The sequence below is a fragment of the Paenibacillus sp. GCM10027627 genome (assembly GCF_042675505.1).
Lineage (GTDB): Bacteria > Bacillota > Bacilli > Paenibacillales > Paenibacillaceae > Pristimantibacillus.
In genome coordinates, this window is the sequence record NZ_JBHTHB010000007.1 from 34,515 (window position 1) to 60,224 (window position 25,710).

Annotated in this window: 23 protein-coding genes, 1 pseudogene and 1 riboswitch; of the genes and pseudogenes, 17 read left to right on the plus strand and 7 right to left on the minus strand. The window is 48.7% G+C overall.

Going from position 1 to position 25,710, the window contains the following annotated elements; translation table 11 throughout:
* Nucleotides 1-20 precede the first annotated feature (20 nt).
* Nucleotides 21-722 (plus strand): 23S rRNA pseudouridine(2604) synthase RluF, encoded by a 702-nt coding sequence (rluF, locus tag ACFQZE_RS21280; RefSeq protein ID WP_379360844.1) that lies wholly within the window; start codon nucleotides 21-23, stop codon nucleotides 720-722.
* Nucleotides 723-1,138: 416 nt separating this feature from the next.
* Here the strand turns inward: rluF and ACFQZE_RS21285 are convergent, their stop codons facing one another.
* Nucleotides 1,139-1,990, minus strand: a complete 852-nt coding sequence (locus ACFQZE_RS21285) for a flagellar motor protein MotB (RefSeq protein ID WP_379360846.1) — start codon at nucleotides 1,988-1,990, stop codon at nucleotides 1,139-1,141.
* Complete coding sequence (gene motA / locus ACFQZE_RS21290) at nucleotides 1,974-2,774, minus strand: flagellar motor stator protein MotA (protein ID WP_379361144.1); 801 nt, start codon at nucleotides 2,772-2,774, stop codon at nucleotides 1,974-1,976. The genes ACFQZE_RS21285 and motA overlap by 17 nt, the downstream gene beginning before the upstream one ends.
* A gap of 137 nt (nucleotides 2,775-2,911) precedes the next feature.
* Between motA and ACFQZE_RS21295 the strand changes: the two genes are divergently transcribed.
* A complete protein-coding gene (locus ACFQZE_RS21295; RefSeq protein WP_379360849.1) occupies nucleotides 2,912-3,205 on the plus strand; it encodes a hypothetical protein in 294 nt (97 codons plus the stop codon).
* 75 nt (nucleotides 3,206-3,280) lie between these two features.
* Complete coding sequence (locus ACFQZE_RS21300) at nucleotides 3,281-4,513, plus strand: EAL domain-containing protein (protein ID WP_379360851.1); 1,233 nt, start codon at nucleotides 3,281-3,283, stop codon at nucleotides 4,511-4,513.
* Nucleotides 4,514-4,529: 16 nt separating this feature from the next.
* Here ACFQZE_RS21300 and ACFQZE_RS21305 read toward each other — a convergent pair whose 3' ends face one another.
* Nucleotides 4,530-5,003, minus strand: coding sequence for a GNAT family N-acetyltransferase (locus tag ACFQZE_RS21305; RefSeq protein WP_379360853.1), 474 nt, complete (start codon nucleotides 5,001-5,003; stop codon nucleotides 4,530-4,532).
* A 114-nt stretch (nucleotides 5,004-5,117) separates the two neighbouring features.
* Between ACFQZE_RS21305 and ACFQZE_RS21310 the strand changes: the two genes are divergently transcribed.
* On the plus strand, nucleotides 5,118-6,368 hold the full coding sequence (locus tag ACFQZE_RS21310) for an MFS transporter (protein ID WP_379360855.1): 1,251 nt from the start codon (nucleotides 5,118-5,120) through the stop codon (nucleotides 6,366-6,368).
* A 35-nt stretch (nucleotides 6,369-6,403) separates the two neighbouring features.
* Here ACFQZE_RS21310 and ACFQZE_RS21315 read toward each other — a convergent pair whose 3' ends face one another.
* Nucleotides 6,404-6,889 (minus strand): C40 family peptidase, encoded by a 486-nt coding sequence (locus ACFQZE_RS21315; protein ID WP_379360857.1) that lies wholly within the window; start codon nucleotides 6,887-6,889, stop codon nucleotides 6,404-6,406.
* 4 nt (nucleotides 6,890-6,893) lie between these two features.
* A riboswitch (cyclic di-AMP (ydaO/yuaA leader) is annotated at nucleotides 6,894-7,042 on the minus strand.
* 236 nt (nucleotides 7,043-7,278) lie between these two features.
* On the opposite strand from ACFQZE_RS21315, the gene ACFQZE_RS21320 reads away from it, so the two are divergent.
* The 5 genes and pseudogenes from ACFQZE_RS21320 (at nucleotide 7,279) to hisC (ending at nucleotide 11,847) form a co-directional block, all read left to right on the plus strand.
* On the plus strand, nucleotides 7,279-8,952 hold the full coding sequence (locus ACFQZE_RS21320; RefSeq protein WP_379360859.1) for a glutamine--tRNA ligase/YqeY domain fusion protein: 1,674 nt from the start codon (nucleotides 7,279-7,281) through the stop codon (nucleotides 8,950-8,952).
* Nucleotides 8,953-9,137: 185 nt separating this feature from the next.
* Nucleotides 9,138-9,617, plus strand: a pseudogene (gene mobA, locus ACFQZE_RS21325) (molybdenum cofactor guanylyltransferase); the annotation flags it as partial.
* A gap of 153 nt (nucleotides 9,618-9,770) precedes the next feature.
* Nucleotides 9,771-10,295 carry a GNAT family N-acetyltransferase gene (locus ACFQZE_RS21330; RefSeq protein ID WP_379361146.1) on the plus strand — a complete coding sequence of 175 codons (525 nt, stop codon included), beginning with the start codon at nucleotides 9,771-9,773 and terminating at the stop codon, nucleotides 10,293-10,295.
* Nucleotides 10,296-10,307: 12 nt separating this feature from the next.
* The gene (locus ACFQZE_RS21335) at nucleotides 10,308-10,763 is read left to right on the plus strand and encodes a VanZ family protein (protein ID WP_379360861.1); all 456 of its coding nucleotides are present in this window, start codon (nucleotides 10,308-10,310) and stop codon (nucleotides 10,761-10,763) included.
* Nucleotides 10,764-10,767: 4 nt separating this feature from the next.
* Nucleotides 10,768-11,847 (plus strand): histidinol-phosphate transaminase, encoded by a 1,080-nt coding sequence (hisC, locus tag ACFQZE_RS21340; protein WP_379360863.1) that lies wholly within the window; start codon nucleotides 10,768-10,770, stop codon nucleotides 11,845-11,847.
* An 82-nt stretch (nucleotides 11,848-11,929) separates the two neighbouring features.
* Here hisC and ACFQZE_RS21345 read toward each other — a convergent pair whose 3' ends face one another.
* Both ACFQZE_RS21345 and ACFQZE_RS21350 read right to left on the minus strand, forming a co-directional pair.
* Nucleotides 11,930-15,043: an FAD-dependent oxidoreductase gene (locus ACFQZE_RS21345; protein WP_379360865.1), complete on the minus strand. Its 3,114-nt coding sequence runs from the start codon at nucleotides 15,041-15,043 to the stop codon at nucleotides 11,930-11,932.
* A 141-nt stretch (nucleotides 15,044-15,184) separates the two neighbouring features.
* Entirely contained in the window at nucleotides 15,185-15,394 is a 210-nt protein-coding gene (locus ACFQZE_RS21350; protein ID WP_379360867.1) for a hypothetical protein, read from the minus strand.
* A 230-nt stretch (nucleotides 15,395-15,624) separates the two neighbouring features.
* On the opposite strand from ACFQZE_RS21350, the gene ACFQZE_RS21355 reads away from it, so the two are divergent.
* From ACFQZE_RS21355 to ACFQZE_RS21385, 7 genes are all read left to right on the plus strand, one after another.
* Complete coding sequence (locus ACFQZE_RS21355) at nucleotides 15,625-16,047, plus strand: RrF2 family transcriptional regulator (protein ID WP_379360869.1); 423 nt, start codon at nucleotides 15,625-15,627, stop codon at nucleotides 16,045-16,047.
* Between the two features lie 60 nt (nucleotides 16,048-16,107).
* The gene (trxA, locus tag ACFQZE_RS21360) at nucleotides 16,108-16,419 is read left to right on the plus strand and encodes a thioredoxin (protein ID WP_379360871.1); all 312 of its coding nucleotides are present in this window, start codon (nucleotides 16,108-16,110) and stop codon (nucleotides 16,417-16,419) included.
* Between the two features lie 165 nt (nucleotides 16,420-16,584).
* On the plus strand, nucleotides 16,585-18,984 hold the full coding sequence (locus tag ACFQZE_RS21365; protein ID WP_379360873.1) for an S-layer homology domain-containing protein: 2,400 nt from the start codon (nucleotides 16,585-16,587) through the stop codon (nucleotides 18,982-18,984).
* Between the two features lie 277 nt (nucleotides 18,985-19,261).
* Nucleotides 19,262-20,599 (plus strand): ABC transporter substrate-binding protein, encoded by a 1,338-nt coding sequence (locus tag ACFQZE_RS21370; RefSeq protein WP_379360875.1) that lies wholly within the window; start codon nucleotides 19,262-19,264, stop codon nucleotides 20,597-20,599.
* A gap of 120 nt (nucleotides 20,600-20,719) precedes the next feature.
* Nucleotides 20,720-21,580 (plus strand): carbohydrate ABC transporter permease, encoded by an 861-nt coding sequence (locus ACFQZE_RS21375; RefSeq protein ID WP_379360877.1) that lies wholly within the window; start codon nucleotides 20,720-20,722, stop codon nucleotides 21,578-21,580.
* A 23-nt stretch (nucleotides 21,581-21,603) separates the two neighbouring features.
* Complete coding sequence (locus ACFQZE_RS21380) at nucleotides 21,604-22,476, plus strand: carbohydrate ABC transporter permease (protein ID WP_379360879.1); 873 nt, start codon at nucleotides 21,604-21,606, stop codon at nucleotides 22,474-22,476.
* Between the two features lie 267 nt (nucleotides 22,477-22,743).
* On the plus strand, nucleotides 22,744-24,180 hold the full coding sequence (locus ACFQZE_RS21385; protein WP_379360881.1) for a hypothetical protein: 1,437 nt from the start codon (nucleotides 22,744-22,746) through the stop codon (nucleotides 24,178-24,180).
* A 106-nt stretch (nucleotides 24,181-24,286) separates the two neighbouring features.
* Here the strand turns inward: ACFQZE_RS21385 and ACFQZE_RS21390 are convergent, their stop codons facing one another.
* On the minus strand, nucleotides 24,287-24,430 hold the full coding sequence (locus ACFQZE_RS21390; protein ID WP_379360883.1) for a hypothetical protein: 144 nt from the start codon (nucleotides 24,428-24,430) through the stop codon (nucleotides 24,287-24,289).
* A 150-nt stretch (nucleotides 24,431-24,580) separates the two neighbouring features.
* Here ACFQZE_RS21390 and ychF point away from each other — a divergent pair, with 150 nt between their 5' ends.
* Nucleotides 24,581-25,681, plus strand: coding sequence for a redox-regulated ATPase YchF (gene ychF / locus ACFQZE_RS21395; RefSeq protein ID WP_379360885.1), 1,101 nt, complete (start codon nucleotides 24,581-24,583; stop codon nucleotides 25,679-25,681).
* Nucleotides 25,682-25,710: the final 29 nt, after the last annotated feature.

A 25,710-nucleotide genomic window follows, 5' to 3' on the forward strand; every position in this document is an offset into this window, starting at 1 on the left:
TACAACGAGGTGAGTCAGCAGTGAGAATCAATAAATTTATTAGCGAGACGGGTTTCTGCTCCAGACGGGAAGCGGACAAGCTTGTGGAAAGCGGACGGGTGACGATCAATGGCCTCGTCGCGGAGCTTGGCAGCCAGGCGGAGCATGGGGACGATGTGCGCGTCAACGGCAAAAGGATAGGCGCGCAAAAAAAGCATGTTTATATCGCGCTCAATAAGCCGGTGGGCATTACGAGCACGACTGAGGGACACATTAAAGGCAATATTGTCGACTTTGTAGGACATGCCGAGCGAATTTTTCCGATAGGGCGGCTGGACAAAGATTCGGAGGGCCTTATTCTTTTGACGAACGACGGGGATGTGGTCAACCCGATTTTGCGTTCGGAAGGAAAACACGAAAAAGAATATATTGTAACGGTAGACAGGCCCGTTAACGATGCGTTTGTTAGAGGGATGTCACAAGGCGTTAAAGTGTTAGGAAGTCTCACGCTGCCGTGCAAAGTAACGCGCGTGGCGGAGCGGACTTTCCGCATCGTGCTGACAGAGGGGAGAAATCGCCAAATTCGCAGAATGTGCGAGGCTTTTGGCTTTCATGTCAGGAAGCTGAAGCGGGTCCGAATCATGAACATTCATTTGGGCGAGCTGGCCACAGGCAAATGGCGCAATCTCTCAGAAGACGAGCGCCGCGAGTTGTTCGGCTTGCTGGACTATTCTCCTAAGTGACTAAAAGGATTAAAGGATTAACTCTGTTCTCCAATGTCTCTCAGATGTTTTTTTCCACACTAGGAGCCGGCAGATGGGGATACAGTTGTGCCCGTACAATCGATTGGTGCTCCGTATGAAAGACAGCGGTTGAGATGCATAACGCGGAATGAGTTATTTAAATCTAGTATATAAAAAAGAAGCCCTCCTTTGAAATGGTTGCTTTTAGCTCCCACTACAAAGGAAGGCTTCTTTCATTTAAAACTACTCCCATGGCGGAATCGAAAACGCAGCAAGACCTATCCCGTAGAAGCGCAGCGTTCGCCTTTGCATCCGGACTCCACCATTTGGAAATTGTTCAAGGAATCTGGATACAACAGCGATCGTAGGGATAGGTCTTGTGCAGTTTCGGTGCTATCCCATGCCAGCGGTTTAATTTAATTAGCCTTCAGCTTCTCCGGATTGGCAGAATTGATGTACGTATGAAGAATAGACACTTCTACGCGCCGGTTTTTCGCTTTTCCTTCGGCCGTTTTGTTGTCTGCCACGGGGTGGTATTCGCCATAACCGATGGCGCTGAACCGTTTTGGATTCAAATCTTTGTTTTCTAACATAATGTCCATAAACCGGACCGCTCTAATGGAGCTTAGATCCCAGTTAGAGTTGAACTCATGCCGATTAACGGGCGTGTTGTCCGTATGGCCCGCCACGATGATGTCGTAGTTCGGATATTGATGAAGCATTTTGCCAATGGCCGTTGCAAGCTGCTTCGCTTCCGGCTTGACGGTAGCTTGTCCCGGTGAAAACAAGGCGTTGTCGCTGATCGTAATCAGAAGCTGGGACATATTTAGCTTGGTTTCCAGATCGGAGGTGAGGCCGTTCTTATCGATATAGGCGTCGATTTTTTTCTTCAAATCTTCAAGCTCCGCCTGCTCCCGCTTGATCAGCTCCTGAAGCTCGGCATCCTTCGGATCTTGAGCTACATTCTCGTTTTTATTTTGGCTGTCTTTTTCACCGTCGGTATTTTTCTTATCGTCCGCATCCTGATCGTTTTTCTTTGGATCCTCTCCGTTTGTATTAATGGCTGGAGAATCGAGCACGCCTGCGCCGCTGTTGAATGCTACGCTGAACGCTTGGGACATTTGCTCGAATTTTTTCACGTCAACGGAGTTCATGGCGTACAGCACGATAAAAAGCGCGAGCAGCAGAGTGAGCAAATCGGCGTAAGGGATAAGCCAAGATTCGTCTACATGCTCTTCGTGCTCTTCGTGCCTATGCTTTTTGCTCATCGGCCCCTCCCTCCTTTTCACTCATCCGTTTCCGCTCGGTAGGCGTCAGAAAGACGGAAAGCTTCTGATTGATGGCAATGGTGGATACGCCCGACTGGATCGACAGCAAACCTTCCAGCATCATTAGTCGAATTTGAATTTCCTGTTTGGAAATACGTTTCAGCCTATTGGCAATCGGATGCCAAAGAACATAACCTGTGAATATGCCAAGCAGCGTTGCGATAAAAGCGCCCGCGATTGCATGGGCAAGCTTCTCCATTTCGCTCATATCGGCCAAAGCGGCAACAAGGCCGACAACGGCGCCGAGTACCCCGAGAGTAGGGGCGTAGGTTCCAGCTTGGGTGAAAATAAGAGCTCCGGCTTTATGGCGATCTTCTGTGGCGGCAATATCCTCTAGCAGAACGTCGCGCACGAGATCCTGATCGTTGCCGTCAATAATCATGCGCATTCCGTTGCGCAGGAAAGTGTCTTCGATTTCGTCGACGCGAGCCTCAAGGGCGAGCAGGCCTTCGCGGCGAGTAATCGAAGCCCATTCCATAAAGCGGCTGATAAGCTCCTCGCGAGAAGTCATTTTTTGATCGGTGAATGCAATTTTAAACAGCTTGCCGACTTTGCTGAGCTCGGACATTGGAAAAGCAATCATGACGGAAGCAACCGTACCAACCAAAATGATCATATAAGCAGCGGGATTTAATAATGAAGACAAATGGGCGCCTTTCAGCACCATCCCGCCGAGTACGGCGACTAAACCTAGCACAAGTCCAATAATTGTAGAGTTTTTCATCATACACCCCGTCCAGTATGTTATCGTTATATGATTTAACTTCTATTTATATCGACAAAAGGGTATTCTGAAATTATAGTAATCCACTTGCGATCTATAAAATTTGAGTTCTATAAAATAAGGAGTTGTGTCTATCCATGGGAGTGCGTCACGCGCGTGAATACAGCGATATTTTGAAGGAATTGACGGAAGCGGTCGGTCAAATCGAGGAAAGCTATACGTTTTTTGAGATGGAACCGGAGGAATGGGAGGCGCTGCCCGCCGAAGATCGTCACGAGGTGATGGAGGCGCTGGCGGACGACGTCTTTTTTGGACTTGGCGAAGATCCGGAAATTGAGGTTGGCAAAGGGGTTATTTCGTATAACAGCAAACATCATATTATTGAAGTTTCCCAAGGGGATAATGTGATTCAAATCATTAGATTGATTTAAGCAAACTCCTCCATTACAATAAAAGAAAAAATATGGCAGAATATCTAACATATATCTGACGTAGAGGAGAGAGCTATGGCCGTCTTCCCATCAGCGCATTTGTTGCCCGCGACAGCCGGTTTAAAAGAAGAAACGATAGCCGCCTATTTTCAGCCTATCATCGCGCTGGATACGAGGAGAATTGCAGGATATGAAGTGCTTGGACGGGCGGTCGGCAAAGAGACGGTTCGAAGTCTTGGCCCGTTTTTCGAAAATGCGTCGGTGCCGATGGAGGATCATTTGGCAGTGGATCGGCTGATTCGGGAGCAAGCCATAGAACGGCAGGGAGGCGAGGCAAGTCCGCCTTTGCTGTTTCTGAATTTGAAGCCGGATTGGATTTACCGGTTCGGGCAGAAGGGCGATCTTCACACACTCGTTTTGTTGCAGAAATACGGGGTGGACCCCGGCAGAGTCGTGATTGAAATTACGGAGGAGAGTTTTAGCGGTTCTATGGATATATTGCTGCCTATCGTGGACCGCTATCGTTCCCTAGGGTGCCTGATTGCCATTGACGATGTGGGCAGCGGATTCAGCAGCGCCGACCGGATCGCGCAAATTCAGCCCCATCTGCTGAAAATCGATATGCATATGGTCAAAAAGAGCGCCACCCACAATGGCTATTACGGCGTGCTTCGTTCGTTTTCGGAGCTGGCTGAGCAAATCGGGGCTTCTTTGCTGTTTGAAGGAGTGGAGACGAGAGAGGATTTGGAGCGGGCCATTCAATCGGGCGCTCGTTATGTTCAAGGCTTCTTGTTTTCTCCGGCGGAGAAGGATTTTCAGGAATCGTCCAAGTATGCTTCTATTATTGAGAGAGAGCTGGAGCGGAACGTCAAGGAACTGGCTGCGGCGGAGAGGAGCTGGCATCGGCATGCGGAACGGCTTGCCGGACAGCTTCAAGCAAAGGCGAAGGATGCGGTTAGCGGGGATGCCGATGATTGGCTGGAGCAGCTGCTGCCGGAACTGGGCGATACATGCATGAGAGTCTATTTGTGCAACGAAGAAGGCATTCAGCTCTCGGCGAACTTTAGACGGGGGCATGAGGGGAACTGGCTGCGAGAGGCGCAGTACCGCCATGCCAATTGGAGCTGGCGTCCGTATTTTATTCCTAATCTGGTGCAGCTTAACGAGCAGCGGAGGTCCATCGTTTCGAGGGCCTATGCCGATTTGGAAACGAGAGAGTGGATCCGCACCGTTTCGGTACTCGTGCGCGAAGGGCTTATATTGTTCGCGGATATGCGGGATGCCCACTGTTGTACCGGCAACGGTTAAAAGGCATGGTGAGCCATTAGAGCTGCCGCTCCCGGTAAACCATGCAGTGGCATTCCTTAAGGCCCGTAGGCGTAGGCTTCATATAGGTGTCTTCGATTTGGAACCCGGCTCGATCGTAGGTTCGAATAGCGCGATCGTTCCAGGTCAGCACTTCCAAGTCGATTTCGTTATCCGGCGTTCTGCCAATCGCTTCGCTAACGATCGTCATGACGAATGTGACCCCGAGCCCAAGTCCGCAAAGATCGGGACGCAGGCCGAAACCAAGTCTGGTTACCGATTGCAAAGGGAAAAACTGAACAAAGCCGATGAGTTCATCGGCATGATCGGTTATAGACGCATATTGCTGCTCGCGCAGGGCGGGATCGCCGAATTCATACCCGTCCCTTACCATGTCCGTCCAATCGGGCCAATTGTAGACGTCGTAAGGAGGATCGTACCTCCAGCCGCTGATGGACTCGGCATCATTTAGGGACATGGGTCGAATGGTCATCCCGTCCTCGTATCGTTTATAATATGGAAAGTGATTGAATGTAGTAGTCATGCCTCATTATAGCATAGATAAAATGAGCTTCGACCGGGCGTGCGGGATAGGGGATTAAACGGAATGAAGAAGTTGCTGTGGATTGGCTGCCTTTCTTATTTGGTTATCGGTCTTGCGCATGTTGTAGGCGGGGCGATATTGGAACAGATGATTAGCTATTACGGCATTACATATAAAGACGGCGGGCAGTGGATCATGAATCAATTTCTCGGGTTTTTGGTCGGCGTGCTGTTCGCCCCGTCGCTTACGGCGAGAATAGGCAAAAGAGGGGCCGTGCTTGTGGCGATGGGCCTGCTAGCTGTCAGTGAAGCCGCCTATAGTCTGCTCCTGCCATGGGGATGGATGCTCGCGATTGCTCCTATAGCAGGCATTGGCTTTGGCATGACGGAAGCGATCGTCGGTGCGATGATTATCGATTTGATGAAAGGCAAAGCTTCGGCGATGAGCCGGCTGGAAACCTTTTTCGGCATCGGCGCGCTGCTGATCCCGCTTACAGCGGCTTATTTGATCCAGCAGCATATATGGCAGCTATCGTTCCCTATATTGGCCGCTATGGCAGGCATCACCTTTGTCCTTTGGCTGACGATGTCGTTTGGCAGCTTGGATTCGCAGCTTGGCATGACGAGGAAACCCACCGGGGCCAGCGCCGCGGTCCATGAGTCAGAAGAAGGGAGCCAATCGGCTGCCCATTTAAACAAGAGGCGTCTTGGCTACTCCGCGTCAGCCATTCCCTTTTTGGCGCTGAGCGCAGCTTTCTTCATGGTTTATGTCGGGGTGGAAATGAGTTTCTCCAATTATTTGCCCTCCATCTTGATTGAGCGGACGGATATGTCCGAGTCTTCAGCGACGGCGGCGCTTAGCTTGTTTTGGGGAATGATGGTCATCGGGCGGCTCTTCGCCGGTGTCATTGCGGATCGAATGGGCTATGCGATGTATTTGCTCATTGCGGTGTTAAGCGCTGCTGCCGCATTTGGCATGATGACCGTCACGGATCACGCTTTCTGGTCGCTGCTGTTTATTGCGGTTAGCGGACTATGTTTCTCCGGTGTTTTCGGCATTGCTCTCGTTTATGCAAATGGATTATTGCCGGGCATGACGGAGAGGACGACCAGTCTGTTGGTCGCTTTAGGAGGAGTGGGAGGCGCGGTTTTCCCGCGAATTACCGGATGGCTGATGGACCGGTTTTCCGTACAATGGACGGTTGTTTTGTTGGCGGCTATGACGGCAGGGATGCTGGTGATTTTAATAGTAATGCTGCTGCTCGGACGCAATCAGTCCCGTACAATAAAAGAAGAAGAGGCTGCTCCAGCGTAGTGCGTTACGCGGGAACAGCCTCTTCTCTTTTGTTGCTATTCGGATGCTTGTGTATAAGTGTTAAATTGCTTCTCGTCCATTACGCGGCGTGCCGTTACGAAACGCGATTTGTAATAGGAGGAGTCCACTTTGTCGATCGTTACGCCTTTGCTAGTGGAAGAGTGAGCGAAGCTCCCGTTTCCAACGTAAATGCCGACATGAGAGATGCCGCCGTCGTTCTTGCCGCTTGTGTCAAAAAACACAAGGTCGCCTGGCTGCATTTCGGCCTTTGCTACTTTGTTGCCGACACCCGCTTGGTCTACCGATCTGCGCGGAAGGTCGATGTTCATTTTGTTGAACACATAACCCGTAAATCCGGAGCAGTCAAAACCTTTTGTTGTCGTTCCGCCGTAGTTGTAATCGATTCCGATCAGGCCATCGATAATTCCGTCCATTTTGGAGGCGCTTGCGAACACGCTTCCAACCTGAAACGCCAGCAGAAGTGCGAGTCCTGCCAGAATTGCGCTGACTTTCTTCTTCACTTGATGGAGCTCCTTCCGGTGCCGACGAGGTTAGCTGTGGGGTTCGGTTGAAGGTTCCCTATGATTTCTCAGGCGTCCTATGCAGAACGTCGAAATCAATTCACCCAGAGTGGTTCCCCCGTTTCCCGATAGGGAATTAGGCATTATGTAGTCTGTCATCACTAAGGAACATATTAACTGGAAAATGTAGCTACGTGTTGAATGTGAGAAGATTTTAATAAAACTTAAGAATAACTTAAGAACAACCTTTTTTGCTTTTTGCTGCTTTTCATGAAAATGTGCGTTAACGCTTATTTCTATCGCTTTCTAGCGGCTTATTCGAGTGTATTTTGAATGAATTTTGTGTATTATAAAAGGATAACTATTTACCGTGGGAAAGGTTGGTCGCGATGGAGAATACAGTGGATAACAAGACATCATCCTCAAATTTTATTAAAAATATTGTCGTGGAAGATTTGAAGAGCGGCCGCGTGCAGGAAGTGATTACAAGATTTCCGCCAGAGCCGAACGGATATTTGCATATTGGCCATGCCAAATCGATTTGCCTCAATTTTGAGCTCGCCGATGAGTTCAAGGGCAAGACGAATCTCCGATTTGATGATACGAATCCGGTCAAAGAAGATACGGAATATGTAAATGCGATTAAAGAAGATGTAAAGTGGCTCGGCTTCCAGTGGGATGAGCTTCGGTTCGCTTCCGATTATTTCGAAGAGTTGTATTCCAGAGCCGTTCTGTTGATCAAAAAGGGGAAAGCCTACGTTTGCGATCTGACGCCTGACCAAATGAGAGAGTCTCGCGGAACGCTTACAGAGCCGGGCCAAAACAGCCCTTACCGCGACCGCAGCGTAGAAGAGAATCTCGATTTGTTCGCGCGGATGCGCGGGGGCGAATTCAAGGACGGAGAGCGGGTGCTGCGCGCCAAGATCGATATGGCCTCGCCGAACATTTCGCTTCGCGATCCCGTCATTTACCGGATTTCCCATTCCCATCACCACCGTACGGGAGACGCTTGGTGCATCTATCCGATGTACGATTACGCTCATCCGCTCAGCGATGCGATCGAAGGAATCTCGCATTCGATTTGTACGCTGGAATTTGAGGATCATCGTCCGCTGTACGATTGGGTAGTTGCCGAATGCGAGATGGAATCGGTTCCTCGCCAATATGAATTCGCACGGCTTAATGTAACGAACACCGTCATGAGCAAAAGGTACTTGAAGCAGCTTGTCGACGAAGGAGCGGTCGACGGCTGGGACGATCCCCGCATGCCGACGATCAGCGGGCTGCGCCGCAAGGGCTATACGCCGGAATCGCTTCGCACGTTCTGCCGCGAAATCGGGGTAGCGAGAAGCAACAGCGTTGTCGACGAGCGCAACCTGGAGCATTTTATCCGCGAGGATTTGAAGCTGAAGGCACTTCGTACGATGGCGGTTCTTCGTCCGTTGAAAGTCGTTATTACGAATTATCCAGAAGGGCAAACGGAGCTGCTGGAGGCGGAGAACAATTCGGAGAACGAGGAAATGGGTACGCGTCAAATCCCGTTTTCCCGCGAAATTTATATCGAGCAAGACGACTTTATGGAAAACCCGCCGAGCAAATATTTCCGTTTGTTCCCCGGCAATGAAGTGCGGCTGAAGCATGCGTATTTTATTACCTGCCAAGAAGTGATCAAGGATGAGAACGGAGAGGTAGTGGAGCTTCGCTGCACCTACGATCCAAAAACGAAAAGCGGCAGCGGATTCAACGAGCGTAAAGTAAAAGGAACGATCCACTGGGTGGAGGCGTCTAAGGCGGTTCCTGCCGACTTCCGTTTGTACGAACCGCTCATTACAGACGAGAACAAAGAGGAAGGCGCTTCTTTCCTGGAGCGTATCAATCCGCGTTCGCTGCAGCTGGAGCAAGGTTTTGTAGAGCCGAACATGAAGGATGCCGCGGGCGGAGACAAGTTCCAATTTTTCCGTCACGGATACTTTAATGTTGATCCAAAAGAATCTGCGCCGGAGAAGCTGGTGTTCAACCGTATCGTATCGCTCAAAAGTTCGTTCGACCCTGCCAAAGCTTAAGCGGAGCATCGGCGCCGGAATGCTTGGAGGATGGCCAGCCTAAGTTTGCCGGGCATCGCCTAGTCTTACATCGCAAAACATGCAGCCGGACGTTCTTTCTCATTCGGCGCCGTTTGCGCTGGGGCAGCAGCCTGTCAAGCATCCCGCTTGGCAGGCTGCTTTTTTTAGCGGAGGAGGTGCGGCGTATGTCCGCAACAAAGGTTTGGCCGTTTCATGGATTGATTTTGGCTGGCGGAAGAAGCAGTCGGATGGGGACGGACAAGGCGCGGCTAATCGTCGACGGACAACCCTTGCTGTTGCGGTTGGTTAGGACCATGCAGCAGCTTATGCTGGATGTTACGATCGCTGCGGGAACAGAGGAGCGCGCGGAGTTTTACAGGGACATGTTAGGCAAAGCGTCGCACTCCATCCGGTTTGTAAGCGATCATTATCCCGGCGGAGGCCCGCTTGCGGGGCTGCATGCGGGATTAGCCTCCATGCCGTGCGGTTATGCCTTTGTGATGGCTTGCGATATGCCTTCTCTATCGGTTCAACTATTGGAGAAGCTAACGGCTAAGCTGCGGGAAGAGGCTCATGCCCTTGTTGTTCATCCGGATGGACAGCCGTTTCATGCTCTCTATCATACCGATATGGCGGAGCGGGTTCGCGATGCGTTGGAAGAGCGCCAGCTTCGGGTCATGTCTCTCCTGCAAGGCGAACACGCATATGCTGTTTCTATCGATGATGCGGTTCCGCAAGAGGATGGTCTTGTTAATTTAAATACGCCGGAAGACTACCAGAACTATTTGGCGAAAAGAGAAAGTGTAAGAGGTGCAGAGATGAAGGGTCTAGCCTATCAAATAGAAGATGCAGAACTGTCCGATTTGGAGTCAATCGTGGCGATTTATAACTCAACGATCGCAAGCCGCATGGTGACGGCCGATTTGGAGCCGGCTACGGCAGCGAGCAGGAAAGCGTGGTTTGACGCCCATTCCCCGGACAAACGGCCGATTTGGGTCGTGCGTATGGAAAATGGGGAAATCGGAGCTTGGTTCAGCTTTCAATCCTTTTATGGTCGGCCGGCCTATCAAGCGACGGCCGAAATCAGTATTTATATAGCGGAAGCTTATAGAGGACAAGGACTGGGCTCCGTCCTGATCGAAAAGGCGGTAGCAGAAGGTTCTAAGTTCGGAATTACGACGCTGCTCGGCTTTGTATTTGGACATAACGAGCCTAGTCTAGCGCTGTTGCGCAAACATGGGTTTCAGCAATGGGGACTTCTTCCCCGCGTTGCCATTCTGGATGGGATGGAACGGGATCTGGTCATTGCGGGCAAGCGGATAGACGAGGGGAAATCGGAATAAGGGGAGAGAGAGGTGGTACCCGTCTTTCGGAAGGCTTATAGCAAAAGCGTCGTTTTTAATTTGGCGGTTTCCGTCATAGCCGCCCTTTACGCCATTATTATGCTTTATCTTTTATTTTTGCGAGGACGATATTTACTGGATGGCTACGCGTACAATCTGGTTCCGTTCGACACTATTCAAAGATATATCGTACACCGCGACCATTTCAACTTTGATATTTGGTTCAAAAATTTGTTCGGCAATCTCGTCTTGTTTATTCCGATCGGCATCTTTATGCCGCTGCTTCATACACGATATAGCAACGGGTTTTGGCTTATTATCGCCTGCGTATGTCTAATAGGGATCGTAGAATTGATGCAAATGCTGCTTAAGGTCGGCAGCTTTGATATCGACGATATTATTTTAAACACGGCTGGGGCATGGATTGGCTTGCTGCTGATCAGACCCTACATGAAGAGAGGAAGATAACACAATGAGCAAGTTTTGGAGTCCGCTTGCGAGAACGCTTGAGCCTTATGTTCCAGGAGAGCAGCCAAAGGACAAATCGTACATTAAGCTGAATACGAACGAAAACCCGTACCCTCCATCCCCAAAGGTGCTTCAGGCGATTGCCGCTGCGGCTAGCGACGATCTGCGGCTTTACCCTGATCCGACCTCCGATGCTTTGGTGCAGGAAGCGGCGCGTTATTACGGCTTGTCCCCGAAGCAGGTTTTTGTCGGCAACGGTTCGGATGAAGTGCTCGCTTTTACGTTTGCAGCGTTTTTTGACCCGGCAAAGCCGCTTCTATTCCCTGATATTACTTATAGTTTTTATAAAGTATATGCGAAGCTGTACGATCTTCAGCCGAAACTTATTCCGCTGGATGATGATTTCAACATTCCGCTGGACGAGTTTGCGGGCGAGCATGGGGGCATTATTTTGCCCAATCCAAACGCCCCGACAGCCAAGCTGCTTCCTCTAGCGGATATCGTCACTTTGCTCCAGCGCAATCCCGACCAGGTGGTCGTTGTCGACGAAGCCTACATTGACTTTGGCGGAGAGTCGGCGGTTTCCCTTGTGAATACTTATCCCAATCTGCTGGTCATCCAAACCTTATCCAAATCGCGTTCGCTTGCGGGCCTTCGCGTCGGCTTGGCGTTTGGGTCTGAGGAATTGATCGACGGGCTCGACCGTATTAAAAATTCATTCAACTCGTATACGCTGGACAGGCTGGCTATTTATGGGGCGGTCGCTGCGCTTCAGGATGAGGCGCATTTCCGCGAAACAACGGAAAAGGTCATTCGGACTCGCGATCGGGTTATGCAGGCGGTGGAGGATTTAGGTTTCCGCGTAACGGAGTCGAAAGCCAACTTCCTGTTCATTTCGCATCCCGTTGCCTCGGCGAAGGACATTTTTCAAAAGCTTCGTGACAAAGGCGTGCTCGTCCGCTACTTTGCTTCCGCTCGCATCGACCAATACTTGCGCGTAAGCGTCGGGACGGACGAGGAGATGGAAGCATTCCTATCGGCGCTGGAAGAGACGTTGAAGGAGCTTTTGCAAGAGGCTTTATAGGGTGCAAGAAATCAATAAAACAAAAAGCGCAGCGTCCAAGGCATTTTAGGCCTAAGGAGCTGCGCTTTTTTCATCCTCAATCTTATTTGTAAACGACGCCTGCGTAATATTCGATGACATCCCGCAGCAGGAGGAAAAACTCTCCGTTGGTCATCGCCGCTTGATCCGTGATGGAGGAAAGCGTCTCTTCTTTGATCCAGCCGCGTTTTTTCATTTCGGCTAGATCCAGAGAGGAGGCTTGTTCGCCGCCGATGGCGCTGGCAATCGTTTTGACGGCTTGCTCCAAGGAAAGCGGCTGCTGTTTTTTCTCCGAATCGGTCATGCCGTCAACGGCAATGGCCGGATCTCCTTTGAAAAAGTCGGGATGCTGCTTTTTGACCCGGTACATGCTGTTTACGATACGTTCTGCGTTCGACATTCCGTCTAGCTCAAACGCCTTATTGTTGTGGTCGCCGCTTGTCATGAGCATGCTGACTGCCGCTACCAGACCGTTGTACGCCTTATGCGATTTGTAATAGGGCTCTTCAAATGAGTTCATGGCAAGGTCCATTCCTTGCTCCGTCAATCTGGACCGAAGTTCCCTAACTAGCTCCTCCGAATGAGACAGCTCCCGGAAGGTGACGCCTTTTTCCGAAATCAGCTTCGCCGCTGCTCCAGCCGCCTCCGCCGCAGCCATGCCGAGCGGAATCACCCGCGCGCTGCCGTGAGGCAGCGAGTCGAAGCTGGCGGCTCGCCCGACTACGAGCAGGCCGTCAACCTCCAGCGGCACAAGCGAGCGGAAAGGCACGCCGTATTGTTTTGGCGAATAGAGCACGAACCCGCCGTCCGTGTTGCTGGATGCTTGAATATCGACATCATATGAGCCGTAAGCGACGGCATCGGGATGGTCGCGGTTGTCCAGCAAGTCCGCTATCGTCAGCCGGTATTCGCCTTGAATATGCCGCGATTCTCTAACATAAAGCTCATCGAATGTGTAGGCAAACTCCAGTGTCTTAAATTCTGGAATAGCTGTTTTTAAATAATCGACAATACGCGGCGCCTCCGCCCTGCCGATTTCGAGCGCTTCCTCCAAACTTGCCGGATCAAGCGGATCGATTCCAAATATATGCATGGCGTTGATTAAAATCGTATCGTCATTTTGTCTGCCAATGTTGAGTCCGCGCATTTTGACCCGTTCGGGATTGGAGGATACATATTTACCCGCTTCGGAAAATCCCCAGCCGCTCATACTGTCGATGCCAGCCGCCCCACGATCGTCGAAAGAATCCCAAATTTTCTGGGTTACGCCTTTTAAAGCAAAGACGAGAGTGACGGCCATTTGCGCTTCCGGATCGCCGATGTCGGCTCGTCCGAGCGTAAACGGAGCTCCCGCAGCTGCGGCGATGTCGCCGTCTTGCGTTGCGTCGATGACGGAAGAAGCAGCTACGCTGAGCTCTGTTCCATCTTCCTGAACGATATGTAATCCCTTGACGAGCGTTGTCTCGCTGCTAACGGTTTCTGTAATAGGCTCCATCGACTGCACTTTCATTAGAAGGTCGATGTTCGACTCCGCTTTCACCATGCTGTAGAAGACGTTGGCCGCCGTATGGACGTCGAAGGAAGTGCCTTCTACTTGATCGTACCATTCCTGAAAAATGCCCTTGTTCAAAAAGATATGTTTGCCCGGAACGGCAGACTTTTTCGGCGAATAGTTGAGATCAAGCGTATTGAGCCCGGCCACGGTCATCAGACCGCCCAATAGCTCGCGATTTTTCCCGTCGACGAGAAGGACGCTCAGTCCGTTTCGGGAGGCGGAGATCGCAGCGGCGATGCCTTCGGGATCGGTACCGGCAACAATGACATCGTAGTTGCTTTTAATCTCCGGGGCCGAAGCAACAGTGAGCAATTGCTGCCGCTCATGGTTGTTTGCCGTTTCATTAGAACGAATATAGGAATAGCCGGCCGCAGCCGTCGCAATAACAATTAGCAGGACGGAAGCGGAAATGACAGCCGCTTTGTTGCTTCTGCTTTTGCCGGAATGAGGCGCTAAATCTGTTTTTGCAGGAAGCAGCCCCTCCGGTTTAGGCACATTGCCGAACAACACCCAGGAGAACGGCAGAAAACGCGCCGCAAGTGCCACCGTTAGCGAGGAAGCAACGAGCATCACGGCCCATCTGCCGAAATAACTCAAATGCCCGATCCAGGCGGTGCCGGATATCGGCACATATTTTTCGTAAAGCATCAAAAATAGAATATGAATCAAATAAACGCCGAACGAAAGCTGGCCGAGACGATATAACGGCTTATTGATCCAGTTCGGCATGCTGCGGTAAAGCCAGAAGGAAAGAAGAATGACCGTAAGGGCCGAAAAGAGAGCGTGTGCATTCCAAAGTAACTCATATAGAAGGCCGTGATAAATTTTTCCGTATAATCTAGCGTCGAAATAAATTTTAACATGGGCAAGCGCGGCGATCAGCCATGCTCCGATTAGAAAAATCCAGGCCGTCACTCGTGCGGCGGACAAATTTCCTTTGGCGATGATGAACCAGCCCTTTAGTTTTGGGAAAAAGATGCCGAGAAACGCGCCTGCAAAAAAGAAGGAGAAATAAGAAAGCGACCAGCTGCCCTTGTTTAGGATTTCAATCTTTTTATAGTAAACGAGCAGCACAAAAGCCCACTGAATGATGAATCCAAATGGAATAAAGCCGTAGACGATGCGGGGCCAGCGCTTGGCCGCCCAGAGGAGCAAAGGAAAAAGCAAGTAGAACTGAATGCTGATGAATACGAAATAAAGGTGGGAGTACACTTCTCCCTTCCATAGCTTGTCCAGAAACTCTTCAAGAGCTTTCGCAGTAAAGAGAGGAAGCTGGTTGGAAAGCTTAATATAAATAAAATAAATAGCGGAGAACACGATATAAGGAATTACGATGTACAGCAGTCTTTTTTTATAAAACCCGGCGAGCAGTTTTCCATCCAAAGGCCTGTTGTAATAGCTGTAAAATAAAACGAAGCTGCTTAGAAGAATAAAAGTAGGCGTGCCGAAACGCATAAAAATGTTTGCGAAATTGTAGAAGAAAAAATAGGCGGAATCTTTCATGGTTATGGTGGCCGCAGCGCTGGCATGCACCGTTAGGACGCCGAGAATCGCAATTGCGCGGACAAGCTGTAGCTCTGGAATATGATCTTTCTTGAGCTGCTGTGAGGGATGCGTCATCATCCTGTTTAGTCCTGCCTTTCCTCGTTATGGAAGTGAAGTCACAATTGTTAGAACGCAAGAAGGCTATTAATAGTTGCGCATTAACAGAAACAACAAAAACGGCAACGCTCCCTAAGCGCCGCCGCCATGCCATCTATTTTGCTAACGCTCCTGATCGAAGACGTCGATCAGCTCCTTTGCTCTCACAATATCTTTTTTAAGAACATGGATTCTTTTCAGCGTCTCGCCTTCATCCGTCACTTTGGATTTAATGCCGTTGTTCAGAAATATAGCGTGCAGGCGATCGATATCGTCGGCTTTCAAGCCGCCCTCAGTTCTTACCGCCACCCATGGGTCCCAAAACCAAGCCACTCCGTTCACCTCCTTGATGTCATTGAAAAATTCGGCTTGGAGAATCATTTCATATATATTCGAGGGACAGGTTCATTCATGACAAAGAGGGGTAAAATAATTGCAACGGCCCGTCCCGGAATAAGCGGAGCAGCCGTTTCGCAATCTAATCGTGAACCGGGCTTCCTGCGCTTGACAATTCCAACTGTAACGGATATTATTACAGTATAAAGCAGGGAGGCTTGCATACCGTGAATAGCGAATTTACGATTGCCGTACACAGTCTCGTCTATTTGGCTTACTTGCCGGAGAAGATGGCAAGCAGCGACATGATTGCCGACAATGTAGGCACTCATTCTGCCCGTGTCAGAAAAGTCATGAGCGGCTTGCGCCGCGGCGGCTACGTTGAAACCAGGGAAGGTTCCGGCGGCGGCTACCGGCTTACTCTTGAGCCCGAAGCAGTAACGCTGGCCGATATTTACCGCGTAATGGCTCAAGGCTCTCTTATTCCGAGCTGGTGTTCGGGAGACCCGGGTATGGATTGCGTAGTTGGGTCGAACATGAACCAAGTGATGTTCGGCATTTTTTGCTCGGCGGAGAAGCAGCTTGAGACACATTTCAGCGGAATTACAATCGGCGATGTGCTTAAGCAAATTCACGCTTGCGATTGTTAAGCATTGATGAGTCGGGGTATCCCTTCATCATATATATGAAGATTAGAGAGGATGATTGAAATGGCAGTAGCATTGACTAAAGAAACTTTCACGCAAAGCGTGGAAAGCGGCGTATCCCTGGTTGATTTCTGGGCGCCATGGTGCGGACCTTGCAAAATGCAGCTTCCAATCGTAGAGGAGCTTTCCACTGAGCTCGAAGGCCAAGCGACTATCGCGAAAATCAACGTGGACGAAGAGCCTGAGCTTGCATCCCAATTCGGCGTAATGAGCATTCCTACGCTGATCCTGTTCAAAGACGGACAGCCGGTTGACAAAATGGTCGGTTTGCAAAGCAAAGATGCTTTGAAAGCTAAAATTTCCAACCAACTGTAAGAGCAACCCTTTATCCCATCAAATGTAGCAATACCGCCAATCCCCCGGCCAAGGCCGAAGGATTGGCGGTATTTTTTTATGTGAAACGTCTGTCCTATGCAACAAATAAAAGAAAGTCACGTCTATATTAGGTAGAAATTTACATATTTTTGAGGGGGTAGCGAAGTGAAAGGGAATGCGAAAAGAAGATTGGTTTCATTGCTAGCGGTCACCATGTTGGCAGGGGCTTGGACGGTTCCGGCCGGGGCGGCATCAGGATCGGGTCAGACGACGTTTGCGCAAGCGACGGACGGCGCGGGTCAAGCGGCTGCGGCTTCGCAAGCACAAGGCAAAGAAGAAACGGGGAAAATGGAAAGCAAGCCGGTCGACGCTGCTTTTTCATCGGAACAAGCAGAGAAACTGGCCAGACAATATGTCCGTATTCCCGATGACTACAAGCTGGAGTATTCCAGTTATTCGACGCGCAAGCTTCATGCCGGCAAACAAGGCGTATGGGAATTTCAATTCGTCAAGAAAGCAAACGGGAAAAACAAAGGCTCGATTCATGCTGCTATTGATGCCGAAAAGGGTCAATTGATCGGTTTTTCCGCGAATGGCGGAGAGGAGAACCAGAAACCGTCTTATCCATTGAAGGTGGATAGGAAAGGGGCCGAGGCGATTGCGCTTGGCTTTATTAAAGAGATTGCGAAGGATTACGTTCCTCAAATCGTGTTGAATAACCGTTTTGGGGTGAGCGCTTTGCCCCCTCTGACGGGAGAGGTTAGGCATGAGCTAAAATTTGACCGGGCTGTGAGCGGCTTATTATTCGTTGAAAATTACATAAACGTTGCTGTGAATAGCGAAGGACATGTAGTTGGATTCTCGTTAAACTGGGATCATACGATTCCATTCCCTAAAACGGCAAATCCGAGGTCGACCAAACAAGCGTTGGAGGACATTCGGAAACAGGCCGATCCGGAGCTGCTGTATATTAGACCGCTGGACAATGAGGGGCAAAAGAAGCCGAGGCTGACTTATTATTTGCCTGCCATTACGATCGATGCCGTATCGGGAAAGCCGCTTCAGTCTGATCCTTACAACTTCTATACGGGCACAGTTTCAAAAACTCCGCTAACGGAGAAGCCGTTGTCTGCCCCGCCGAAAAGAGGAACGGTGCAGGAGAACGATGCGGTTGCCGCCGTTGAAAAAGCGTTCGATATCCCGTCCGGAATGAAATTGAACGAGGCAAGCTTTAGTGAAAGTACAGATGAGGCAGGGAACAAGAAGACGACTTGGCAGCTGTCCTGGATTTTAGAAAAGAACGGCATGGAACTTGGGGGCATATATGCGATTGTGGACGGGAATACAGGCGCTGTGACCGTATACAGCAGCTATGCTTATAGACAAGAGCAAAGCTCAGGCGGCGCGGGCATCACGCTGGATCAGGCCGTTAAGACGGCGGAAGAGACGGTGAAGAAGCAGCTTCCTTGGCTAAGTGACGAATTATATGCGGAGACGCCGAATGCTGAGCTATATGCCGGAAGAAAGCCAGAGCAAATCGGGCAATACAGCGTGTCATTCCTCCATAAGATAAATGGGGCAACCGTGCAATACGACTATATTCGCGTTTCTGTTGATGCTCTAACCGGTAAAGTAAGCAACTTCGAGTCCCGTATTTCAGAATATGTGTATGAGGAGAAGCTTCCTGCGGTTGTTGGAGAAGCGCAAGCGGTGGAGTCCTTTTTGAATTATTACGACCTACAGTTAACGTATCGTTTGCTGCGGCAATATTCGGTAGGCGGAAAAAATATTTCTCGTCAAATGTACGAAGACTTGCTTATTTCAGGTCAGATAAAAGAAACAGATGCCGTCGACAGCTCCAAAGTGGAGCTGGTGTATCAGCTTGTGCCGAAAACTTTGCATGAAGAGGTCGTTTTGGATGCGGCAAGCGGGAAATGGCATAGCGCGAGCACAGGCGGGGAAACAAGCCTCGATCTTCCAAAGGCGGTAGATGCTAAAGGCCATTGGGCGGAGGAGCCTTTAAACTTAATGGTCGCTTATAAGGCTTTGGACCTAGAGGATGGAAAGGTCCGTCCGAACCAGTTCATTACGCGGGGCGAGCTGATCAAAATGCTGGTGCTGGCTCGCGGAGGAGGCTATTTTACGACCTTGACAAGCGGCGGCCTCTATAATGGAAAAGCTGAATCCTTTAAGGACGTAGCCGCTGACTCCGATTATTTCGCCTATATTGAAAGTGCGCTGGAGCAAAACTTGATTGATATCGGCGACGGCTCCTTTGAGCCGAACGAAAGCGTAACTCGCGACGAACTTGCGGAGCTTGTAGTCAGAGCTCTGGGATACAATTCTCTTGCCAATTACGACCACTTGTTCAGGGTACAATTCAAGGATTCCGCGGATATTCAGAACAAAGGCCAGGCGGCGATCGCGGTCGGTCTGAAGATCATGAGTTTATCGGAAGGCAAGTTTTTGCCCAACAAAAAAGTGACGAGAGCCGAGGCCTCCATTGCGTTTTTCAGGTATTTGCAGAAGCGGGCGGAGCTGTCGGAAACGCCTTTGCGCATTTAATTGGATATATTAGAATAGAGTGAATAAGGAGCGGGCGGTTCCAGCCGGGGGATCGCTCCTTTTGTTATGCTATAAATTTCCCCCTTTTTTCAGAGAAACGTCCCCCTCATTTTCACATGAATGTCCCCCACTGAATTAGAGGAATGTCCCCCCGAAAACGCCCCTTAAGCCGTTGACCAACCAGTCTATTTGTCCTAACATTTTGAGTGTAGGGCAATTGGACTGTGGGCATACTACCCGAATATTGGTCCTAATAACACTAAGGGGGATTTACAAAGTGAAGAAATCAGCATTGACGCTACTTAGCTTGGTTCTCATGATGACGATGTTCCTGGCAGCTTGCGGCGGCGGCAACAAAAACAGCGGCACTACGCCATCCGCATCGCCATCCGAGTCGTCTGAGCCATCCAAAGCTCCAGAAAACGTAAACCTGCGCGTATTCTCCACATTCGGAGGAACTGACGCGGCTCGTGAAGCTTTCCAAAACGCTCTTACAGAGTTCGAGAAAGCTAACCCGCATGTAAAAATCAACAACGACGTAATGTCTGCAAACGACGACGGCTTCAGAACAAAAGTAAACACAGATATGACAAGCGGCAACGAGCCTGACTTGCTGTTCTACTTCGTCGGCGCTGACGCTAACGAAATCATCAACTCCGGTAAAGTTGCAGCTCTTGACGAAGTTCTTGACGCTGACAAAGCATGGAAAGACGGTTTCGCTCCAGCAGCTCTTGAGTTCACTAAGAAAGCATCGCCAGACGGCAAAACATATGCTATTCCTTTGACAGGTTTCTTCGAAGGTCTTCTTGTTAACAAAAAGCTTTTCGCTGACAACAACGTTGAGCTTCCAACTGACTGGGAGAAATTGAAAGCAGCTGTAACTGCATTCAAAGCAAAAGGAATCATTCCTTTGTCCGGTCCATTTGACCAATCCCACTACCTGATCGAGCACTTCGTGCTTGCAGCAGCTGGTGCAGAAGGTCAAGCAAAAGGTCTGAAAGACGGCATCGATCCAAACTGGGAGAAAGGTCTTGCAGCTATGAAAGAACTGTATGATCTTGGCGCATTCCCAGAAGACGCTGCAACAATCGACCTTGGCATGGCAGCTAACTACTACTCCGAAGGTCTTGCAGCAATGGTTCTTGAAGGATCGTGGGCTATCGGCGGTCTGAAAGACGACACTAAAGCTAACACAACTGTTCTTCCTTTCCCTGCTATCCCAGGCGGCGCAGGCACAGGCAAAGAAGTTGTAGGCGGATTTGGTACTGGTTTCTACGTATCCAAAGCAGCTTTCGACGATGCAGCTAAAAAAGAAGCTACAATCGCTTTGTTGAAACACCTGACTTCCCCTGCAACAATCAAGAACATCTCTCAAGCTAACGGCGGTACTCCTGCAGCAGCTGGCGTACAACCTGAAGGTTTGACACAAGCGGTTCTTGACGGTTTCAAAATGGTATCCGAAGCAACTGCAGTTGTAGCTCCAGTTGACTCCAAATTGACTCCTGAGACGTTCTCCACAATCCGTGCGAACATCCAGCCAGTTGTTACAGGCAAGAAAACTCCTAAAGAAGCGCTTGAAGCGGCTCGCGAAATCGAGCTTGCAAACAGCAAGTAATAAGCAACAAATCGATTCAACTAGGTAACGCAACCGTATGATAGTCGCCGCCCCTCTGATTCAAGGGCGGCGTCATCATTTCCAAACCTTGCGTTGAAAAATAAACATCAAAGGTGATAAATGATGAAGGGCGATCGCAAGTATATCTTGATGTTTCTGCTGCCTGCGGCGGCGTTTATGTCGGTTTTCCTGTATTACCCGTTTTTCAAAAGTATTTACTTGAGCTTTTTCAGAACTAAAGGATTTACGAGCAAAACATTTGTAGGCTTTGACAATTACGCGCGAATGTTCTCAGACGAACTGCTCGGCGCTGCTACGCTTCATACATTGGAATTGATGCTGTATGTTATCGTATTCCAGGTTGGCATTGCGTTGTTGCTTGCTGTGCTTGTAGACAATATTACTTGGGGCAAGGGCTTTTTCCGGACTGTATTTTTCTTCCCGGTAGTCATCTCCGGTACGGCGATCGCATTGCTGTTCGTGCTGTTCTATAATTTTCAATTCGGCTTGCTCAATACGCTTTTGCAAAACCTTGGTTTAGACAAAATAAACTGGCTCAATGAAAGCATGGCGCTGAAAGCTGTAGCCATTCCGACTGTTTGGCATTATGTAGGCTTCTACTTCGTACTGTTCCTGACCGCAATGTCCAAGATTCCATCCGACTTTTACGAAGCGGCTAAGCTGGAAGGCATCACAGGCGTTAAGAAAACATTCCTGCTGACGATTCCGCTTATTATGAGCGATATCAAAGTTGTTATTACACTGGCAATTACAGGTACGCTCAAAGTGTTCGAATTTATTTTCGTCCTGACACGCGGACAAAACGGTACGGAAGTACTCGGTACTTACATGTACAAAAAAGCTTTGGTCGACCAAAACTTCGGTTACGGCTCGACGATTGCCATCTACATCGTAGTATTCGGCGTACTGCTGTCTCTGCTCGCGAACCGTCTTCTTAAAAGAGATGAAATCACATACTAAGCTGGTATTAGGGGTGTACGTTTATGCAATCAGTTAAAGGAGCGCAACAAGTCTATAAAGTGAAGAGAAGAAGCAAATTCAGCTTAGGCATGACTGCCGTTTATGCTGTATTGTTTGCTTGGGCTCTAACGACGATTTACTCCATGTTCTGGATTGTGAATAACTCGTTTAAAGTTTCCCGCGACGTTATGAACAGTTCGTTTAAAATTGCCTTTAATCCGACTTTGATCAACTATGAAACTGCATTTGACCGGATTAACGTTGGAAAAAGCTATTTGAACAGCTTGATCATGTCCGGTGGCAGCGTGTTGCTTGTGTTGCTGTTCGGCGGTCTTGCCGCTTACGTTCTTTCCCGCTTCCAGTTCCGCGGTAGAAAAGTGCTGTTTTCCATTCTATACGCTAGCTTGCTGATTCCAGCTTTTGCTACGGTTGTTCCGATTTATGAGCTTCTGATCCAATGGAAAATTGTTAATACTTATGTCGGCTTTATTTTCCCGCAGACGGCAGGCAATCTGACATTTGCGATTTTGGTATTGGCGGGCTACATGGCCACTATTCCGAAAGAGTTGGAAGAAGCAGCCTTCATCGACGGCTGTAACCGCTGGACGATGTTTGTTAAAATTCTGTTTCCGATTGCAAGACCGGCTTTCGCTTCGGCGTCGATTTTCGTGTTCTTGTGGTCGTATAACGATTTGTTCTCGTCCCTGATCTTCGTTAACAAAGAATCGGTTCGTCCGATCGTAGCTTTGCTGGCTGAGATCAGCTCCCAATACGGTACAGACTTCGGTTTGATGGCTACAGCGGTCGCGCTGACAGTCGTTCCGGTACTGATCGTCTACCTTTTCGTTTCCAAGTATATCGAGCAAGGTTTGACAGAGGGCGCTGTAAAGGGCTAATCGTCTAGCCATTAGTTTCAACAAATGCACTTCTATGATGAATAGTAGAAGCGGTCTAATGACCTCTTTTACATTCATTGCAGAGGTGCATTTTTTTGTTCAGGAGTTTTGTTTAAGAGGAACCTCTCACTCTACTACATAAATTTGTTTCCAAATAATAGGATATATGATAACATATGGGTGTAGTGAAATTCGGAATTTTTGGAGGTGAATGTTCGAATCACAAGCATTTTATAAAAATCATCCTAGAAAATGGAGGTACTATTCATGATTAATCGTTCTATTATTTCTCTTTTGATGCTTGCAATTATCTTATTACCCGTTCATTCCGTATCAGCCTCTCCGTTAAAGGGCAAGTCTTTGTCTGGCGTTATTTATGATGGAAAGATAAGAACCGTATCTGAGAGTGATCGAGTAAAGGATCTCGTTAGCATTACTAGTTTTAAGAGTGACAACGCAGCTGCTTCTATAAACTTGAACGTAAAGCTGGATGGACAGACATTTAATCTTTCTGCAAAAGGAACGGTCTATTCCTCTCACAGCGAATTGCTTAAAGGAGCCAATTCCATCACTATAGATTTTGAAGCACTCTCTGAACTTCAGTTTTTAAGTTTTGTAATCGAAGAGAGAGCCATTTACGACTTGCTGCTTCCGATGAATCAACATTTGAGCAATCAACCGGTTTTGAAGCTGGCTTTAAAGAACACCAGCACTAATCAAATTATTTATATCGAAGAAAGCTTGCCTAGTGAAGTGGATCTTAACAAGGTAAAAAATACAGCAATTACAACAGCGAAATTGGATTCGAAAGTGATTGACAAGCTTATTCATTTAGAAAGTTGGTTTTTTGATTACACGGATAAAATTCAATTAAATAATTCTTTAAATAAAAATGAAACGCAAAACGCGGTAATTGCGTCATTAACATCTCCAGTACCAGGAGTACCTATTACCGCTTTCACTCTTGTTGGCACTAATCGATATAGCGATGATTCATATGGTTATTATCGGGAGACCATTGAGCATCCTGTCGGAACAGGTAATCGGTGGACAAAATTAGTGAAATGGTCATTGGTTAGCACAGCACCGGATACGATTATCTCCACTTCTACAGTAAAAACAGGGACAATTGATTTGAGGATCGTGACAGAAGCACAATACATGTATGTAGCGTCTACAAATGTTATCCAATTGCACAGTACCGGAGACGGATGGGATTTAAGGAATGTATCTGTAGAAGTAGGCCTTGCTGCAGGTAATTCGAACATAATAAGTCGGGTTGATCGTGATGCAACAGTTAATAGCGGATCAATAGCGGTTAATTGGGCCGCATTGGTTGGGGTTTTGCCTATTGGAACAGCCTTTCAATCCGCTGCTGCTATTTTTGGAGCCTTCACTTACAAATCGACGAGTTCAAGTGGAAATGTCATTAATTATCATACAAAGGTTTCTGACAACAATCTTGTATTCGGCAATTCTCTACGTGGATATAAGCTATCATTGAAAAGCGGCGATAAGCTGAATTCAGAAAATGACGGCATTAATTTTGATTTTGATGTGAGAGTACCGACCGATATAGCTAGATCGACCGGAACTAAAAAAATATTTTATAAATTTAAGTTCCAGATCACAAATGGTGAAATAATTAACACGGTTCTTAACGATTTTGAAAGATCGAATGAAAGAAGTTACACGGTCAGTTAGAAACTTTTCATATCAGGTCTCTTTGTCATAAAAATAAATGTGCCACGCTTAACCACAGTTGTTAAGCGTGGTTTCTTTTGTTTATTTTGCGATATCAATCATTAATCTAATCATTGTCCTTCTTTTTATTGGAGAAGTTAGTAACCGATTTTGCATCTTCTACGTTGTCGTTCACAAACGCCATGTCTTGGTTTTTGGCTTTCATGTTGGTCGTGCCTTTGTAGTTTCCTTTATGGTTTTGATTTTCCATTGCTGAGTTCACCTCCTTGCTTCGAATAGTATAGCCAGAGCGGACGCCGGCATTCGGGGGAGGGAAACGGTTGGCACTTTCAATGTGGGGGCGGCTGGGGTATAATGACGGGAGTTGTTTACTTTTCGGATAATAGGGAGTGTCTCATACATGGCTTTGAAAGCAGGGATCGTCGGTCTTCCAAACGTCGGCAAATCGACTTTGTTCAACGCAATTACGCAGGCTGGTGCTGAATCGGCAAACTATCCATTTTGTACAATCGATCCAAACGTAGGTGTCGTTGAGGTGCCGGACCAGCGTCTGGACAAGCTGGTAGAGCTTGTTGTGCCCAAAAGCATCGTTCCTACCGCATTTGAATTTGTAGATATTGCCGGACTTGTAGCGGGAGCGAGCAAAGGCGAAGGGCTTGGCAACAAGTTTTTGGCTCATATTCGCGAAGTGGATGCCATTGTACACGTGGTTCGTTGCTTCCAGGACGAGAATATTACTCATGTCGCGGGCAAAGTAGATCCGATCAGCGACATTACCGTTATTAATTTGGAGCTGATTTTGGCCGATCTGGATTCCGTTGAGAAGAAGATCGAGCGTTCGCGCAAAAACTTAAAGGGCGGCGACAAGAAGGTAGCTCAAGAGGTGGAAGTGCTTGAGCGTCTGAAAGAAGCTCTATACAATGATAAACCTGCCCGCAGCCTGGAGCTGACGGAAGACGAGAAGCTGCTTGTGCGCGACTTGCATTTGCTGACGATGAAGCCGGTTCTTTACGCTACGAATGTAAGCGAAGAGGAAGCTGCCAATTCCGATGCTAACGAATATGTTCAAATCGTCCGCAAGTTTGCGGCAGAGGAAGGCGCGGAAGTGGTTCCAATTAGCGCAAAAGTGGAGTCGGAGATTGCCGAGCTGGAAGGCGAGGATAAGGAAATGTTCCTGCAAGAGCTGGGCATGGCGGAATCCGGTCTTAACCGTTTGATTCGCGCGGCTTATAAGCTGCTTGGCCTCTACACGTATTTTACGGCTGGCGTACAGGAAGTTCGCGCTTGGACGATTCGCCAGGGCACGAAAGCGCCGCAAGCGGCAGGCGTTATCCATACCGACTTTGAACGTGGCTTCATTCGGGCGGAAGTTGTATCCTTTGACGATCTGGCTGCTGCCGGCTCGATGGGGGCTGCTCGCGAGAAGGGTCAACTGAGACTTGAGGGAAAAGATTACGTTGTGCGCGACGGCGATGTTATGCATTTCCGTTTTAACGTATAGAACACAAATGGAGCCCAAGTACGGGCTGT

What these genes read in the sequence shown, in the direction of transcription:
- ACFQZE_RS21375 (WP_379360877.1), top strand. Translation starts at nt 20,720, where the DNA reads ATGATGAAGGGCGATCGCAAGTATATCTTGATGTTTCTGCTGCCTGCG.
- hisC (WP_379360863.1), top strand. Translation starts at nt 10,768, where the DNA reads ATGAGCAAGTTTTGGAGTCCGCTTGCGAGAACGCTTGAGCCTTATGTT.
- ACFQZE_RS21385 (WP_379360881.1), top strand. Translation starts at nt 22,744, where the DNA reads ATGATTAATCGTTCTATTATTTCTCTTTTGATGCTTGCAATTATCTTA.
- ACFQZE_RS21300 (WP_379360851.1), top strand. Translation starts at nt 3,281, where the DNA reads ATGGCCGTCTTCCCATCAGCGCATTTGTTGCCCGCGACAGCCGGTTTA.
- ychF (WP_379360885.1), top strand. Translation starts at nt 24,581, where the DNA reads ATGGCTTTGAAAGCAGGGATCGTCGGTCTTCCAAACGTCGGCAAATCG.
- ACFQZE_RS21380 (WP_379360879.1), top strand. Translation starts at nt 21,604, where the DNA reads ATGCAATCAGTTAAAGGAGCGCAACAAGTCTATAAAGTGAAGAGAAGA.
- ACFQZE_RS21330 (WP_379361146.1), top strand. Translation starts at nt 9,771, where the DNA reads ATGAAGGGTCTAGCCTATCAAATAGAAGATGCAGAACTGTCCGATTTG.
- ACFQZE_RS21295 (WP_379360849.1), top strand. Translation starts at nt 2,912, where the DNA reads ATGGGAGTGCGTCACGCGCGTGAATACAGCGATATTTTGAAGGAATTG.
- trxA (WP_379360871.1), top strand. Translation starts at nt 16,108, where the DNA reads ATGGCAGTAGCATTGACTAAAGAAACTTTCACGCAAAGCGTGGAAAGC.
- ACFQZE_RS21320 (WP_379360859.1), top strand. Translation starts at nt 7,279, where the DNA reads ATGGAGAATACAGTGGATAACAAGACATCATCCTCAAATTTTATTAAA.
- ACFQZE_RS21390 (WP_379360883.1), bottom strand. Translation starts at nt 24,430, where the DNA reads ATGGAAAATCAAAACCATAAAGGAAACTACAAAGGCACGACCAACATG.
- ACFQZE_RS21285 (WP_379360846.1), bottom strand. Translation starts at nt 1,990, where the DNA reads ATGAGCAAAAAGCATAGGCACGAAGAGCACGAAGAGCATGTAGACGAA.
- ACFQZE_RS21305 (WP_379360853.1), bottom strand. Translation starts at nt 5,003, where the DNA reads ATGACCATTCGACCCATGTCCCTAAATGATGCCGAGTCCATCAGCGGC.
- motA (WP_379361144.1), bottom strand. Translation starts at nt 2,774, where the DNA reads ATGAAAAACTCTACAATTATTGGACTTGTGCTAGGTTTAGTCGCCGTA.
- ACFQZE_RS21310 (WP_379360855.1), top strand. Translation starts at nt 5,118, where the DNA reads ATGAAGAAGTTGCTGTGGATTGGCTGCCTTTCTTATTTGGTTATCGGT.
- ACFQZE_RS21345 (WP_379360865.1), bottom strand. Translation starts at nt 15,043, where the DNA reads ATGATGACGCATCCCTCACAGCAGCTCAAGAAAGATCATATTCCAGAG.